This window comes from Chachezhania antarctica (assembly GCF_003646465.1).
GTDB classification, from domain to species: domain Bacteria; phylum Pseudomonadota; class Alphaproteobacteria; order Rhodobacterales; family Rhodobacteraceae; genus Chachezhania; species Chachezhania antarctica.
In genome coordinates, this window is sequence record NZ_QZEX01000012.1 from 1 (window position 1) to 15,435 (window position 15,435).

15 protein-coding genes and 2 pseudogenes are annotated in these 15,435 nt (G+C 61.5%); 7 read left to right on the forward strand and 10 right to left on the reverse strand.

Annotated features, from left to right (window positions below; translation table 11 throughout):
• Positions 1 to 286: 286 nt before the first annotated feature.
• The 10 genes and pseudogenes from D4754_RS19130 to D4754_RS19175 form a co-directional block, all read right to left on the reverse strand.
• Positions 287 to 541: pseudogene (locus D4754_RS19130) on the reverse strand (transposase); the annotation flags it as partial.
• 55 nt (positions 542 to 596) lie between these two features.
• Positions 597 to 1,808, reverse strand: coding sequence for an IS256 family transposase (locus tag D4754_RS19135; protein WP_121066840.1), 1,212 nt, complete (start codon positions 1,806 to 1,808; stop codon positions 597 to 599).
• 158 nt (positions 1,809 to 1,966) lie between these two features.
• Positions 1,967 to 2,266: pseudogene (locus D4754_RS19140) on the reverse strand (transposase); the annotation flags it as partial.
• Between the two features lie 12 nt (positions 2,267 to 2,278).
• A complete protein-coding gene (locus tag D4754_RS19145; protein ID WP_121066843.1) occupies positions 2,279 to 2,473 on the reverse strand; it encodes a hypothetical protein in 195 nt (64 codons plus the stop codon).
• 147 nt (positions 2,474 to 2,620) lie between these two features.
• Positions 2,621 to 3,457 carry an alpha/beta fold hydrolase gene (locus D4754_RS19150; protein WP_071974396.1) on the reverse strand — a complete coding sequence of 279 codons (837 nt, stop codon included), beginning with the start codon at positions 3,455 to 3,457 and terminating at the stop codon, positions 2,621 to 2,623.
• A 7-nt stretch (positions 3,458 to 3,464) separates the two neighbouring features.
• On the reverse strand, positions 3,465 to 3,680 hold the full coding sequence (locus tag D4754_RS19155; RefSeq protein ID WP_071974395.1) for a 2-hydroxymuconate tautomerase: 216 nt from the start codon (positions 3,678 to 3,680) through the stop codon (positions 3,465 to 3,467).
• Between the two features lie 24 nt (positions 3,681 to 3,704).
• Complete coding sequence (locus D4754_RS19160; RefSeq protein ID WP_071974394.1) at positions 3,705 to 4,490, reverse strand: 2-keto-4-pentenoate hydratase; 786 nt, start codon at positions 4,488 to 4,490, stop codon at positions 3,705 to 3,707.
• Positions 4,491 to 4,557: 67 nt separating this feature from the next.
• Positions 4,558 to 6,462 (reverse strand): TRAP transporter large permease, encoded by a 1,905-nt coding sequence (locus D4754_RS19165; protein ID WP_083545811.1) that lies wholly within the window; start codon positions 6,460 to 6,462, stop codon positions 4,558 to 4,560.
• A gap of 14 nt (positions 6,463 to 6,476) precedes the next feature.
• The gene (locus D4754_RS19170; protein ID WP_071974393.1) at positions 6,477 to 7,502 is read right to left on the reverse strand and encodes a TRAP transporter substrate-binding protein; all 1,026 of its coding nucleotides are present in this window, start codon (positions 7,500 to 7,502) and stop codon (positions 6,477 to 6,479) included.
• Positions 7,503 to 7,690: 188 nt separating this feature from the next.
• Positions 7,691 to 8,494: an IclR family transcriptional regulator domain-containing protein gene (locus D4754_RS19175; RefSeq protein WP_083545808.1), complete on the reverse strand. Its 804-nt coding sequence runs from the start codon at positions 8,492 to 8,494 to the stop codon at positions 7,691 to 7,693.
• A 170-nt stretch (positions 8,495 to 8,664) separates the two neighbouring features.
• Between D4754_RS19175 and D4754_RS19180 the strand changes: the two genes are divergently transcribed.
• The 7 genes from D4754_RS19180 (at position 8,665) to dmpG (ending at position 15,435) form a co-directional block, all read left to right on the forward strand.
• A complete protein-coding gene (locus D4754_RS19180) occupies positions 8,665 to 9,597 on the forward strand; it encodes a 3-carboxyethylcatechol 2,3-dioxygenase (RefSeq protein ID WP_071974392.1) in 933 nt (310 codons plus the stop codon).
• Between the two features lie 66 nt (positions 9,598 to 9,663).
• On the forward strand, positions 9,664 to 11,157 hold the full coding sequence (locus D4754_RS19185) for a 4-hydroxyphenylacetate 3-hydroxylase family protein (RefSeq protein ID WP_071974391.1): 1,494 nt from the start codon (positions 9,664 to 9,666) through the stop codon (positions 11,155 to 11,157).
• Between the two features lie 23 nt (positions 11,158 to 11,180).
• Positions 11,181 to 12,047 carry an alpha/beta fold hydrolase gene (locus tag D4754_RS19190; protein WP_036562808.1) on the forward strand — a complete coding sequence of 289 codons (867 nt, stop codon included), beginning with the start codon at positions 11,181 to 11,183 and terminating at the stop codon, positions 12,045 to 12,047.
• A 68-nt stretch (positions 12,048 to 12,115) separates the two neighbouring features.
• Positions 12,116 to 12,667 (forward strand): flavin reductase family protein, encoded by a 552-nt coding sequence (locus D4754_RS19195; RefSeq protein ID WP_071974390.1) that lies wholly within the window; start codon positions 12,116 to 12,118, stop codon positions 12,665 to 12,667.
• Positions 12,664 to 13,461 (forward strand): 2-keto-4-pentenoate hydratase, encoded by a 798-nt coding sequence (locus tag D4754_RS19200; protein ID WP_071974389.1) that lies wholly within the window; start codon positions 12,664 to 12,666, stop codon positions 13,459 to 13,461. Before D4754_RS19195 ends, D4754_RS19200 begins: the two co-directional genes overlap by 4 nt.
• The gene (locus D4754_RS19205; RefSeq protein ID WP_071974388.1) at positions 13,458 to 14,399 is read left to right on the forward strand and encodes an acetaldehyde dehydrogenase (acetylating); all 942 of its coding nucleotides are present in this window, start codon (positions 13,458 to 13,460) and stop codon (positions 14,397 to 14,399) included. The genes D4754_RS19200 and D4754_RS19205 overlap by 4 nt, the downstream gene beginning before the upstream one ends.
• A gap of 1 nt (position 14,400) precedes the next feature.
• Positions 14,401 to 15,435: a 4-hydroxy-2-oxovalerate aldolase gene (gene dmpG, locus D4754_RS19210; RefSeq protein ID WP_071974387.1), complete on the forward strand. Its 1,035-nt coding sequence runs from the start codon at positions 14,401 to 14,403 to the stop codon at positions 15,433 to 15,435.

Below are 15,435 nucleotides of genomic sequence, written 5' to 3' on the forward strand. Positions count from 1 at the left end.
CGACGCGGGCGGCCACCAAAAACAAAAAACGGAGCTGCAGATCTCTGACGCCGGCTGATCACCGGGACCAAGCAAGTGGGGAATTTTACTTCGGCACTTCTGGGGAAAATTCAAACGGCGTTGACACCAGCTTCTCATCTTCGCTCCACCGCCGGCGCCGTTCGACACCCAGAACCTCGCCCAGCATGGCTCCTCCGAATAAGACACGTCGTTAAGCACGTCGTTATGCACGTGTCTTAGCTCGGAACCCCGCCGTCAGGCAGGCGGCTCCAATCGGTCGGTTACTTTGTTCGAGCAATTCGGGCAACATGGGCGCATCGCCGATATTACTGCCGGTGATCTCGACAGCCCGGACCTCCAGTGTTTCCGCATCAATCCCGAGGTGGATCTTACGCCAGATGCGCCGCTTCGGGCCGCCATGCTTGCGCGCGTTCCACTCGCCTTCGCCCTCCGACTTGATGCCGGTGCTGTCGATGAGAAGGTTCAGCGGTCCCGTAGAGCCGCGATACGGCAGGCGCACGTTCAACGTCTTCTGGCGGCGGATAGTGTCCCGGGAAATGGTGTAACTTTGCTCTTCGGCCTTGGCTTGGCCGCAGTTACAGGGCGGCGATCTTCGCCGGGTCCATGGGGTCAGTGTCGCAAATGGCGGCGACGGTTTCCAGTGTCATGTAGCGCCGCGTGATCGCCCACTCATCGTTTTGCTCCAGCATCAGCGCTCCGACCAGACGCGTCACCGCGGCCTCGTTCGGAAAGATTCCGACGACGTTGGTCCGGCGCTTGATCTCTTTATTCAAGCGCTCAAGCGGATTCGTCGAATGGATTTTCGGCCAATGATCCTTGGGGAAGCCCTTGTAGGCCAGGACGTCCTCTTCGGCACGGCGCATCAACTCGGCGAGCTTTGGATGGCGTGGTTCGAACGCGTCGTTCAGCTTGGTCCAGTGGTCTTTCGAGGCCGCGAGCGTGTCCTGGTCGAAGGCGGTCCGGAGCGCCGCGGTGACGATCGGGCGGTCCTTCTTGCCGACGCAGGCTAGCGCATTGCGCATGAAATGCACGCGACAGCGCTGGACGGTCGCGCCGAGCACCTTGGCGGCTGCAGCCTTCAGGCCCTTGTGATCGTCGGCGATGATCAGACGGTTGCCGCGCAGGCCGCGATCCGCGAGAGAGCGCAGGAACTCGTCCCAAAAGACCTCCGCCTCGCTGGGCTGGACGGCGATGCCCAAGACCTCGCGGCGGCCGTCCAGGTTGACCGCCACGGCCACTATGGCCGCGACACTGACGATCCGGCCGCCGCGGCGCACCTTGATGTAGGTAGCGTCGAGCCACAGGTAGGGCCATTCGCCTTCCAGCGGGCGGTTCAGGAACGCGTCGACCCGTTCGTCGATCTCGCCGCAGAGCCGCGAGACCTGGCTTTTCGACACGCCGGTCATGCCCATCGCCCTGACGAGGTCGTCCACCGAGCGGGTCGACAGGCCTTGGACATAGGCCTCCTGAATGACCGCCGTCATCGCCTTCTCCGCTGCCCGGCGCGGCTCCAGGAACTCGGGAAAATAGCGGCCCTTGCGCAGCTTCGGGATCTTCACATCGACCCGGCCTGCACGCGTCTCCCAGGCCCGGGACCGGTATCCGTTCCGGCGGTTCACACGGTCGTCGCTGCGTTCGTGCGCGCCGGCGCCGCAGAGCTGGTCGACATCCAGCGCCATGAGCCGGTCGGCAACAAACCCGAGCATCTCGGCCAGCAGGTGGGTGTCGGACGTCTCCGACAAAAGCGCGCGCAAGGCTGCGGTCTCTGATAGGCTGTCTTTGGTCACGGTTGATCTCCTCGGTCATGGGTCAGGTCGGCAAACCGAACCTTAGCCGAAGAACAACCGTGGCCGCCAAGCGACCCACGCGGGCCTCGCTTCGCTACGCGAAGGCTCCGCTCAGCCCGCGCTACCGGCGGGAATTACACCAACCGTTGGGACACTGCTTGGCGGCGGCTCAGTGTGCTGAAATCCGGCACCGTCCAGTCCAGACCGACCAGACGCAGGAGACTTTCCACGAACCCGGTCGTTTGACGCAACGGAAGACCAAATAGAACTTTCAGGGTCAGCCAGGTCTGGATCGCGGCGTCGCTGAAACTCTGCTGTCGGCCGCGCCTGCCGCTTGGCGGGGGTGTCCAGGTCATCTCGGGATCAAACCAGATCGTCAGTGATCCACGCTGCTTCAGCGTGCTTTTGTAAGCCGACCAGTTCGTGGTCTTGTATCTTGTCGGTGCCCAGCTGCTCAAGACCTCCAGCTATCACACTGGATTCACAACATGAATCCCCTCACCCGATTTGTGCAACAAAGCCCCTTCGCATTTGCCAGTCTTGCGGTTCAAAGCAATCTCAAGGTGACTGGCATGGGGAATTTGGGTCAGAATCTGCAGAACCTTTCGGTCGTCTGTTATTGAGTGGTCGTTCGGGACGGTGAAGAATACGAAATGGCGGATCATCAAGAATATTCCGGTTGGTGGGACGGATCGCGAAGCCACAGGGGCTTGTGGAGATCCTGTTCTTGATCGAAGCCGTCACTTGGTTCAAGCGCTGTCACGGACGGGGCCCACCAAAGCCATGATCGGCACACTCCCTTTGTCATCGGGTCAGGAATTGCCCTCCGCTGCCGCCACCGCAGCGAGGTAGGCTCGTAACACCGCAAGGCTTTCCGGCTCGTCCAGAAATGGCATGTGCGCCCGGTCGGGTACTTCGGTTCGGATCAGGTCTGGCCGCCGCAGCGCCATCTCCTCGACAATGCGGGTGGATAGGATGTCCGAATTTTCCCCACGGATCACCGCCACCGGCCGCCCGGCAAGCGCGTCGAATCCGTGCCACATGTTCGGCGCCCGGTCTAGCGTGGCCATGAAAGCGTCGCGCAGGGCAGGGTCGTAGGTAATACGCAACCCGTCCGGCGTTTCGGCGAAATGGTGCTGCACCTCTTCGCACCACCGCGCATCGGGCACGCCGTAAAACCCCGGATGATGCGTGGACATTGCCGCAATGCGCGCGTCAATATTGCGTTCTTTGGGCTGGAGCCCGACATAGGTGGTGATCCGCATCCGCCCGTCCGGCTCCATTTCGGGGCCGATATCATTCAGACACAGGCCCAGGACGCGCTCCGGGACATGCGCGGCCAGCGCCATGGTCACCATGCCGCCGCGCGATGTACCCAGAAATGGCGCGGCCTCGATCCCTAGGTGATCGAGCAGGTTCAGGACATCCTCACCTTCGCGGGGCACGGTGTAAGTCTCCGCGCCGGTTTGTTCGGAGAGGCCGCGCCCGCGTGCGTCGAGGGCAACCAGTCTGTGGTCCGGAAAAAGCGGACGCAACAGTTCGAAATCGCTCCCGTTCCGGGTCAGGCCGTGCAGGCAAACCAGGATCGGCCCGTCACCGCCATCGCGATAAAACAGGCGAGCGCCGTCCGAAGCGGTAAAATGGGGCATGGTCGAACTACTTCTTTCCTGGTGGGTTTCCGGCGGCGCGGCTGTCGGCGATGGAGACGCCCGCAACCGAAAAGTGATTTGTCGGGATCTCTTTCAGGATCACGCGAATGCGCTCCGGCTCGGCATCCATGGACCGCGCCAGGGCGTCGGTGACCTCGCGCATGATCGCGCGCTTCTGGTCGTCGCTTCGACCCTCGAAGATCAGGATTTCTGCTATCGGCATTGGGTTCTCTCCTTCACGTGTGGCTCAGGTTTCAAGCGTTGGTGACGGGCTGAGGCGAAGCTCGATCCGGCCGAGCGGGCCAAATTCGGCACTGACAACGGCACCCGCAGACAGCGAAATGGCGGCGGTGGCGGCCCCGGCCAAGACCACGTCGCCTGCCGATGTGCTGATACCACGCGCGCAGGCGAGGCGCCCGGCCGCCGCCAACGCGTTGAGGGGATGCCCGAGAATTGCGGCGCTTGAGCCAGTCTCTTCCGGCCCGTCCGACATGGCAATCGAGATGGCGATATCGCTAATCTCGGTTTCAGGCGGGAACCTGCGGCCAAGAACATAGCCGGCAGAGGACGCATTGTCGGCGATCACATCGCCAAGGTCGAAACGGAATCCGTCGTAGCGGGAATCGATGATCTCCAGCGCTGGGGCCACCGCCTCGACGCAGGCCAGAGCTTCCTGCGGTGTCGGATCCGGCGGCAGTGGGCTGCGCAGCACAAATGCAATTTCGGGTTCGACACGGGGATGAATCAGCGGGCCGAGGTCCAAACTGTCGCCTTCGTCATGGTGCATCGCGTCGGTGAGTTGACCGAGGATGACCTCGTTCACGCCAACCTGTTTCATCTTCGCTTCGCTGGTGAGGCCGAGTTTCACCCCAGCCAGTCGTTCGCCCCGCGCCAGTCGATGCGCAACCACAATCGCCTGGATGGCATAGGCGTCCTCGACGGACAGAGCCTTGTCCGGAGGGAGTTGCGGCACGGGCCGGGTTGCGAAAGCGGCATTATCGAGAAGGGCCGCGCGGTCCTGGAGGCTGGTCATGGGGTAGGCTCCGTTCGAATATCTGATGTGACTGGATGACCCCAGCCGACGAAGGCGGTCCGGACGATCAACTCAACACCCCGCCAAGCCAAAGCGAGATCGCGGGAAAGGCGATAAGCAGCACCATGCGCAACAAATCAGCGGCCAGAAACGGCAATACCCCACCAAAGATGGTGGAAAGCCGGACGCGATTGCCCACGACTGCCTTCATCACGAACACGTTCATTCCAATCGGGGGGGTTATCATGCCGATTTCGACAAGTGTCAGCGTGACGATGCCCCACCAGATCGGATCGAAACCCATTGACAGGATGATGGGCAACACAAAGGGCACGGTGATGACCACGGCGGCCACTGTGTCGAAGATGCTTCCAAGCACCAGGTACATGATGGCCAGCAAGGTCAGAACCGCCCAGGCGGGCAGGGTATCCGGGTTGATCACGGCCTCCAAAGCCTGAGCCATACCCGCAAAGTTCAGATGACTACCGAAGATATTGGCGCCGATGATCAATAGATAAAGTCCGGCGCTGGTGCCCGCAGCATCCCGCAAGGCTTCGAACAGGCCGCTGACAGAGGCGCGGCCCGACATGAGCCAAGCCACGAAGGAGAAACCGGCTCCGACCGCAGCGGCCTCCTGCACGGTGAAGACGCCGCCATAAAGCCCCCCCAGCACAGCCAGGAACAGGGTGATCGGGCGCCAGGCGATGCGCAGCGCGTAGACCGGGGCGAAAGTTTCGGAACTGTCGGGGACCGGCGCCGCATCGGGACGCAGCCGGACCTGGATAAGGACAGACGCGACGTAGAGCGCCAGGGCCAGCATCCCCGGAACAATCGCTGCCGTAAACGCCTTGGCGATCGAAATTTCGGAAATGACGCAGTAGATGATCAGGACCACTGAGGGCGGAATAAGCGCGCCCAGTGTGCCGCCGGCGGCGATGCTGCCAGTCGAGAGCCCCGGCGCATAGCCGCGTGATTGCATCTCGCGAAAAGCGACACCGCCAAGCGTGGCGGTGGTGGCCACCGACGAGCCGCTGATGGCACCGAAACCAGCGCAGCCCATGACAGCGGCGAGTGCATGGCCGCCGCGCAGGCGACCAAAAACCGCCGTCGCAGCGGTGAAGATGTCATCGGCAAAACCTGCCGCGACCGCGAGGTTTCCCATCATCAGGAACAACGGCACCGCAGCCAGATCGACGCTGGACAGGCTTCCGGTCAGGTTATTTGTGCCGATGAGCAGGGCCGGGCGAAACCCCATCTGAAGCAAGACAGCGCCAAGCCCGGCAATCGCCAATGCCACGCCAATCGGGACATGCGCCAGCGCCAGGAGGTAAAGAATAGCGAAGGAGGCCAGGACCTTTGGCCCCGCCCCAAGCGTCGGTGCGAAATACGCCGTGCTCAGCATCACCGCGAAAGCGGCGGCGACCATGAGCGTGGGCGGAACCACATCGCGCAGCCGTTTGCCCGGATTCCGAAGATAGGAGGCAAGTTCCGAGACGAAGACCGCAAGCTGTGCCAGCGCCGCGAGCCCGATCATAACAGCGGCCGCACCCCAGAACGGGGCCTTGGGCAGCCCCGTAACCAGCGTCGTCTCGCCATGTGACGCTTTCCCGATGGCGTATCGGATAAGAAACCATGCAAAAAGGCAGGACACGAACAAGCCGAGGCCCGCCGCGATCAGGCGCGGAGCGGCCTCACGACCTGTGATCTGGGCCAGTATACCCATTGCAACGTGCGATTGTCGCGTGTTCGTCCAGACCAGAGCCAGCGCCATAACAACCGCAAAGCAAAGTTCTGCAACTTCATACAATCCGAGGATTGGTGCCGAAATGCTCCAGCGCAGCAGGACATCCAGGGTGAAGGCGAGCGACAACCCGAGCAGCATGAGGCCCGCCGCGTTGGCCAGCTGGCGGGCCGCGAACTCGCGCAGCCCACCCCCAGCCACCTCGGTAACGTTGGCTGTGGCGGCAGACATCCGCTTCCCCTGCGTTACTGACTCTCGCGCCAGGCTTTGATTTCAGCGCGGTATGCGTCCAGCACAGTCGCCCCGTTGGGCGTGGCCTCGACCCACTCCGCGATCACCTTGTCGGCGGCCGCTGACCATTTGGCCATTTCCGCTTCGCTCGGGACGATGATGTGATGGCCTGGCGTTGATTCCACCACGGCCCGGACACGATTACTCTCGTCCTCAAGACCCGGGCCCCAGAATGCGGCGAAGGCGGACGGCGGGTTGTCGTCGAAGACCTTTTGGATATCCGGCGGCAAGCGATCGTAGGTATTCTGGTTCATGACGATATACATCGGCGTCGTACCGAGCGGGATGTCGACATGGCCGAGCGTGACGTCGAGCAGCGAAAACCCTTCGACAGCAAACCAGTCGGCAGCGGCCGCATCGACCACATTCTTGGACAGCGCTTCAGCGATGGCCGGAGCCGGCAGTCCGACCGGAGTGGCGCCAACGGCGGTGATCATGGCCGAGAGAACGCTGCCCGCAGCGCGCACCTTGGCGCCCTTGAAATCGTCCAACCCGGTGATCTCGCCGGAATGGTGCAAACGCGCAATATCAGCGGTACCGATGCCAACCACCTTCACGGACTCAAATCCCTCGATGAGGCCGTCCTCATAGAGGGCTGCAAGGGCTGCGGATGTCTCGGAAGAGCCGCTGGCAAGAAGTGGCAGCTCTGTGACGCCCGCCGACTTAAACCGACCGGAGTTATAAGATGTAATGCTCCAGCCAAGATCAATCAGGCCCGCCTCGACGGAATCGAACACTTCGTTTGGAGCGGCAGCCGAGCCACCGGTGAGGAATTCCACCTTGAGCTTGCCGCCCGATTCCTCTTCCAGCTTCTTGAACCAGGGCTCGAAGAGACCGGTATTCAGGAAGTTTGTTGGGCCGGTAAAACTCGCGAAACGGAGCGTAACTTCCTGCGCGTTGGCCGTAGAAACAATGGTGGTCGACAGAGCGACACCAAGGGTTAACGCCGTAAAACGACGGCAGATCGTTGAAATGGACATTAAGGTCCTCCCTACCTTGTTGAGATGCCGCGGCATCCGTTCTGACGCGACAAAAGGCGGTTCGCGAGACTGCAAGTCTCCCCCTCACCGCCTCGTTATCGCTAGAGGCACAAAGAGAAATCCTGAAGGGCAAAGTCTAAAGTATTCACTTGGCGAACATCCTTTATTGGATGCCTCGTTTGGATGACTCAATAACGCGTTTGCGCTTTCAGAGCCGCCTCGGACCGGGCAATGCACTCGCGCAGGGGTTGGAGGCAAGTCGCAGCCGCTTCAGCGGGCGACATCGCCGTGCGGAAAAAGGCGATATTGACTGCGCCGATCGATTTGCGCCCGAGTTTGACGGGCAGGGCGATGGCGCTGATGTTCTCTTCGATCAACCCGACCGATAGCGCGTAACCGCGCCGGTGGATTTCGTCAAGCCGACCATCAATGTTGCCCAGAATCGCAAGGTCCTGGCCATCGAGCGTGCCGATTCGGTGCAATATGTCCAGAGTGCGCGCCAAGTCTGAGCGACCGAGCGAACTAAGATAGGCAAGCCCCAGCGCCGAACGGAGAACGGACCGCGTCTTGCCCACCAGCCTACGGTGAACCGAAACAGGACTGTATTTGTGGCTGGACGCCTGAATCACCATCTGCCCGGAAACCAGCGTCGCAAAATCACTTGGCCAAATGACCTGCTCGGTGAGTTCGTGCAGCATTTGCGACATGATCTGCGTCGCGACATCTTCGTACCGAACGCCATCGCTGAGTTGGTGTACCCGCTCGGTCAGCGACACCGAGCCATCCTCGGCGCGGCGCATAAGATAACCTTTGAGTTCAAGCGTGTGGATAAGCCTATACAGCGTGGCGCGGTCGATTCCGGTGAAGGTCGCAAGTTCGCCGACCTTTGCCCACCCCAGATCACCCGCAGCCTCCAGCAGATCCAAAGCGCGCGTGACCGCACGTATCTCCTTGTAGGGGGAGGCGGTATCGGAATCGCCAGCTATTGTCATGACCTACTCCCGTTCGCCACGTGAACAGTATGGAGGTGGTCGTTGTGGAAAATCAAGGGGGGCGTCATTTCTTGAGTGTCGGGAGGTTACAGACCTTGTCCGGCATTCGGCGAAACCGCTCACCCTGACACGGGGCAGAAGCGGACGCCTCTCGGAGAGGAGGAGACGAAATGATTGTTGGAAGCGTCTGCATGTCGCACAGCCCTATCATGGATCGGAACCGCGCGGCACCTGAGGCCGAGAAACGATTCTGGAGGGCCATCGACAAGGCGAGCGACTATGTTGCTGAAGCCGATCCGGACCTGGTGGTGATTTTTCATCCGGACCACGTGAACGGTTTCTTCTACAAACTTCTGCCGTCTTTCTGCATCGGAATCGAAGGCGACTCCGTGGGCGATTTCGGCACCGTTGCGGGCAAGCTCGATATTCCCGCAGGCCGGGCCTGGTCCTGCGCCGAACACACGCTGAAAGAAGGCGTCGATGTTGCGGTCTCCTACCGCATGGATGTGGATCACGGCGGTGTTCAGCCGATCGAATTGCTCTCGGCAAAGGTGCCGTTGACGCGCATGATCCCGATTTTCGTGAATTGTGCCCTGGCGCCGCGGCCGACGATGGCAAGGGTCCGCGCTCTCGGCGAGGCGGTCGGCCGCTGGGCAGCATCGTGCCCTGAACGGGTGCTGATCGTGGGTTCCGGCGGGTTGTCGCACGATCCGCCAATTGCCTCGCTGGACACGGCAACGCCGGAAGTGCGCCAACGGCTGATTGACGGCGGCCCGCTGCCGCACTCGGCGCGCACGGCACGACAGAATAACGTGATGGGAGAGGGGCCGCGCTTTGCCGCCGGGCAGTCGAAGCTGCTAGCGCTCGATGCTGACTGGGACAAGATGTTGTTGGACGGCTTCGCGGCTGGTGATCTCTCCACGCTCGACTCATCAGACGACCAAACGATCTCGCAGACCGGTGGCCGGGGCAGCCATGAGGTGCGTTGCTGGATCGCTGCATTGGCGGCCCTGGGTCAGGGCTACAAATCAGACGTGTTGTTCTACGAACCTATTCCGGAATGGCTTACGGGCATGGGCATCATGACGGCCACACCGGCCTGACGCCACGGATTCAACCAGACGGCCGACGCGCTTGGCGAAAGTCGACACGAAAAGCAGGAGTGAGACATGGGAGTCCGTAGCGGACAGCAATTCATCGACGGGTTGAAAGCCAACCCGCGCGCAGTTTGGATTAACGGCGAAAAGGTCGAGGATGTCACCACGCATCCGGCCTTCTCGCGGATCGTGCGCCAATTGGCCCGGCTTTATGAAGCCCAGGTCGATCCGGCGACCCGCAATACATTGACCTATGAAGTCCCCGAAACCGGTCAGCGGGCCGGCATGGCCTTTATGCCGGCGAAAACGTCCGAAGATCTGCGCCGCCGCCGCGATGCCTATTACCTCTGGGCGTCGATGAATTTCGGCCTGATGGGGCGCTCCCCGGACTTCCTTAACGCCAGTTTGCTTGCATTTGCCGAAGCGCGCGAGGTTTTCGCCCGCGGCGGCGACCGCTTTGCGGACAATATCGTCAATTACTACAAATACATCCGCGACAACGATCTGTTTCTCAGCCACGCGCTGATTTCGCCGCAGAACGACCGGACCAAATCGTCTTCCGAACAGAAAAACCTGCACATGCGGGTGGTCAAGGAAACCGATGAGGGCATTTACGTGCAGGGCGCGCGGATGGTGGCCACGCTCGGCGCGGTTGCGGACGAAATGCTGATGTATTGCCTGCCCGGCATCCCGGAAAGTGACGCCGACCACGCGTTGTCCTTCGCAGTTAAGGTGTCCGATCCGGGCGTGAAGCAGATCTGCCGCGAACCCTACACCGTCGATGGGCAGCGGTCCGACTTTGATCATCCGCTGTCGAATAACTTCGAAGAGAACGACTCGCTCTTGATCTTCGACAATGTCTTTGTTCCATGGGAACGGGTGTTCATGTATCGCGACGTTGCGCTCAACAACGCGCTTTATACCGAGACGGCGCTGCGCAACTACACCGCGCACCAGACCAACACGCGGGCGCTGGTGAAACTGCAATTCGGAGTGGGCGTGGCCATGGCTGTCGCGCGTTCGATTGGCGCCGACCAATTCCTGCATGTGCAGCGAATGCTGGGCGAGGCCCTGAACGGAATCGAGTTTCTCAAGAGCGGCTTGGTGCGCTCCGAAGTGGAATGTGAGCAAACCGGCCATGATACGGTGCGCCCGGCTCTGGCCCCTTTGCAGGCGCTGCGCACCTTCCTGCCAACCGCTTACCCGAAGCTGGTGGAGACCATTCAGACCATTGCCGCCGGCGGGTTCATGATGATGCCCTCGGGCGCAGAATTCACTGTCCCCGAACTGTCTGAAGACACGGACCTTTATTACCAGGGCGCAGGCGGAATGTCTTCGGTAGATCGGGCGCGGCTTTTCAAGCTTGCCTGGGATCTTTCCGGTGAGGCGTTTGGCTCACGGCTGCTTCAGTACGAGCGCTACTATGCGGGCGATCCGATCCGGACCACTGCCTCCAACTATCTTCAGGTGCAGGACGAAGAGATGATGCGCCTGGTCAACGATGCGCTGGCGCTGGCTGGTGATCCTGAACCCGCGCGCAGCCTGCAGCGCGACGCAGCAGAGTGAAAAACGTGGAGTATGAGATGACAATGACGTCCCAACACAAATCCATCTGGACCGACCTGACGCGGGTGCCTTTTACCCAGGGCTATCTGGATGCGGGCGGCGTCCGCACCCGCTATCTGGCGGCCGGTGACGAAGACAAACCGCTGCTGATCCTGATCCACGGGACCGGCGGCCACGCCGAGGCCTACAGCCGCAATCTTGCCGCCCATGCCGAGCATTTCCGCACCTATGCAATCGACCTTGTCGGCCACGGTTGGAGCGACAAGCCGAAGCTGGATTACGAAATCGCTGACTATGCCAAGCACGTGATCAATGTGATCAAGGCGCTCGGACACAAAAAGGCGCATGTGTCGGGCGAGTCCCTTGGCGGCTGGGTGGCCGGATGGATGGCGGTTCATCATCCCGAATGGCTCGACCGCACTGTACTGAACACGGCCGGCGGCTGGACCGCTTATCCGGAGGTGATGGAACGCATCAAGCGGCTGACCATGGAAGCGGTGAACGATCCGTCGCCTGAGCGGATTCGAACGCGGCTGGAATTTCTGATGCACGACCATTCCAAGGTGAATGACGATCTCGTCGAAGTGCGCCGGGCAATCTACGCACAGCCCGGCTATGCCGACATCATGGAACGCATCCTGTGCCTGCAGGAAATGGACATCCGTCAGCGGAACATGTTCAGCCCCGAGGACAGTGCCAAGATCACAACGCCGACTCTGGTTCTGTGGACCTCGCACGATCCCACCGCAGCGCCCGAAGAAGGCCGCAAGATCGCGGATGCGATTCCCGATGCGCGCTTCGAAGTGATGAACGAATGCGGCCACTGGCCCCAATTCGAAGATCCCGAAACTTTCAATCGGATTCACATCGACTTCCTGCTGGGCCGCTGACCGCGACCCGGAACGGAAACACGTGGTTTCATCGGCCCAACCGACCCTGAGACAAGGAGAGCAAAGTCATGACGATAAACACACAGGCAAAACGCCTTGTCAGTGCCAAAACGACACCACCCTTGGCGCCGACAGCGTTCCGCGATGCGCTGGGACGTTTTGCCACCGGCATCACGGTCATGACGACGCATGATGACGAGGAGGGGCATTATGGCGTCACGGCCACATCGTTCTCCTCGTTGTCGCTTGACCCGCCGCTGGTGCAATGGAGTTTGCGCAATGAAGCCTATTCGTTGCCGGTTTTCCTGCGCGCGCAACGCTTTGCAGTGAATATCCTGGCGGCGGATCAAGAAGAGGTGTCGCGGCGTTTTGCGACCGCCGATGTTGACCGCTTTGCCGATCTTGACCTTGACGAAGGAATTGTCGAGTTGCCCTTGATCAAAGGTGCAGCGGCCTGGATCGAATGCAGCCTCGAAACCACGCTTCCCGGCGGCGATCACACGATCCTGGTAGGGCGCGTGTTGCGGGCCCGCACATTTCCCGAGCCGCCGCTTCTGCACTGGCGGGGCGACTATCTGCCGATTGACGAAGACGCCCGCCAGCCTCGGGGCACCGCATGAGCGGGCGCATCGACGACATGGCCACGGCGCTGGTGGACGCCCGGACAGAGCTGAAACAGATCCCGCCGCTGCGCGAAAGTCACGGGCTGGACACGGTTGAGGACGCCTATGCGGTGCAGGACGCCGCAAACAAGATTTGGCTTGGCCAGGGACGACGGTTGGTTGGTCGCAAGATTGGGCTGACCTCGCCGGCGGTTCAGGCTCAGATGGGCATCGACCAACCCGATTACGGGATGCTTTGGGCCGACTATTTCTTCACCGATGGCGAGGTCGTCGACACCGGCCGCTTCATGCAGCCAAAGGCCGAGTTGGAAGTGGCCTTCGTAATGGACCGCGGCTTCGACGATCCCGAGGCGCCGATGGCCGAACTGATCCGCCGTGTCGCCTATGCGGTTCCGGCGCTTGAAGTGGTCGACACCGCGATCCGAGATTGGGACATCAAACTGGTCGACACTGTGGCCGACAACGCGTCGGGCGGGGGGTTCCTTCTGGGCCTTGGCGCGCGTCGGCTGACCGATCTCGACCTGCGACTCTGCGGCGGCATCCTGTCGTGCAATGGCCGCGTCGTTTCACACGGGCTTGGCGTAGATTGCATGGGAAGCCCGCTCAACGCGACATTGTGGCTGGCCCGCCGCATGGCGCAGCTGGGCCAACCACTGGCTGAAGGCGACATCGTGATGTCGGGGGCTTTCGGGCCGATGGTCCCGGTGGGACCGGGCGAGGCATATCTGGCCGAGATTTCCGGGTTCTCGCCAATCCAGGTGAATTTCGACGACGGAGGGGCGGGAGCATGACCGGCAAGATCAAGGTTGCAATCATCGGTTCGGGCAATATCGGCACCGATCTGATGATCAAGATCATGAGGACTTCGGACGTTCTGGAGGTGGGCGCCATGGTCGGGATCGACCCGGACAGCGATGGTCTGGCCCGTGCCACACGGCTTGGCATCGCGTCTACGCATGAAGGCATCGAGGGGCTGACCCGGCTGCCCGTGTGGTCCGAGATTGGCATTGTCTTCGATGCCACGTCCGCGGGCGCGCACAAGCGCAATGACCAGATTGTCCGCGACGCGGGCAAGATCATGATCGACCTGACCCCGGCGGCCGTTGGTCCTTATGTTGTTCCCCTGGTGAACATGGACAACCACCTGGCGGAGACCAATATCAATATGGTGACCTGTGGTGGCCAGGCCACGATCCCGATTGTGGCGGCGGTGTCGCGAGTCGCCGAAGTCAGCTATGCGGAGATCGTCGCCTCGATCTCATCCCGCTCGGCCGGACCAGGCACCCGCGCCAATATCGACGAATTCACCGAGACCACATCGCGCGCAATCTGCGAGGTCGGTGGCGCCTCAAAGGGCAAGGCGGTGATCATTCTCAACCCCGCAGAGCCGCCCATGATCATGCGCGACACCGTCTATTGTTTGGCAAAAACGACTGATCGTGAAGCCGTGCGCCGCTCGGTCGAAGCGATGATCGCCGAGGTGCAGGACTACGTGCCTGGCTATCGGCTGAAACAGGAAATCCAGTTCGAGACCATCGGCAACAACGCCGCGGTGCGCATCCCGGGCGTCGACGACCACGCCACCGGGCTGAAGGTCAGCGTGTTTCTCGAAGTCGAAGGCGCGGGCCACTACTTGCCGAAATATGCCGGCAATCTGGACATCATGACCTCTGCTGCGTTGAAAACCGCCGAACGGCTGGCGCGACGGACACTGACGGAGGCCGCGTGAGATGACCGACTCGGACAAGACCAAGCTTTACGTACAGGATGTTACCCTGCGCGACGGGATGCACGCGATCCGCCACCGGTACACTTTGGATCAGTGCATCGACATCGCCACGGCGCTGGACCGCGCCGGCGTGGCCGCGATCGAACTGAGCCACGGCGACGGGCTGGCCGGGTCGAGCTTTGCCTATGGTTTTGGGCGCCACACCGATCTTGAATGGATCGCCGCCGTCGCCGACAAGCTTGAAACCGCCAAACTGACAGCTCTTCTGGTGCCGGGGATCGGCACCATTCACGACCTTCAGGCCGCCTATGATGCGGGGGTGCGCTCAGTCCGTGTGGCCACCCATTGCACCGAGGCCGATGTCGCCGCCCAGCATATCGCCCATGCCCGCAAGATCGGCATGGATGTGTCGGGCTTTTTGATGATGGCGCACATGTTGGGGCCAAAGGAGTTGGCCGAACAGGCGTTGTTGATGGAAAGCTATGGCGCCCATTGCGTCTATGTCACCGACTCGGCCGGCGCGCTGCTGATGGATGGCGCACGGGACCGTATCCGCGCCTATCGCGATGTACTGAATCCGGAAACCCAGGTGGGTATCCACGCGCATCAGAATCTGTCGCTTGCGGTGGCCAATTCGGTTGTTGCGGTGGAACAGGGCGCGTTCCGGGTGGACGGCTCTTTGGCCGGGATGGGCGCAGGAGCCGGCAATACGCCGATCGAAGCCTTCGTGGCTGTCGCCGAGCGGTCCGGTTGGGACCACGGCTGCGATCTTTTCGCGCTTATGGACGCGGCTGACCGGCTGGTGCGCCCGATCCAGGACAGGCCGGTGCAGGTGGACCGCGAAACTATCGCGCTGGGGTATGCCGGGGTCTATTCGAGCTTCCTGCGTCATGCCGAAACCGCCGCCAAGACCTACGGTCTCGATTCGCGCGAAATCCTGGTCGAGTTGGGCGAGCGCAAAATGGTCGGCGGTCAGGAAGACATGATCGTCGACGTGGCCCTGGATCTGCTGCGGGCAGGGCAGGGCACCGAATGA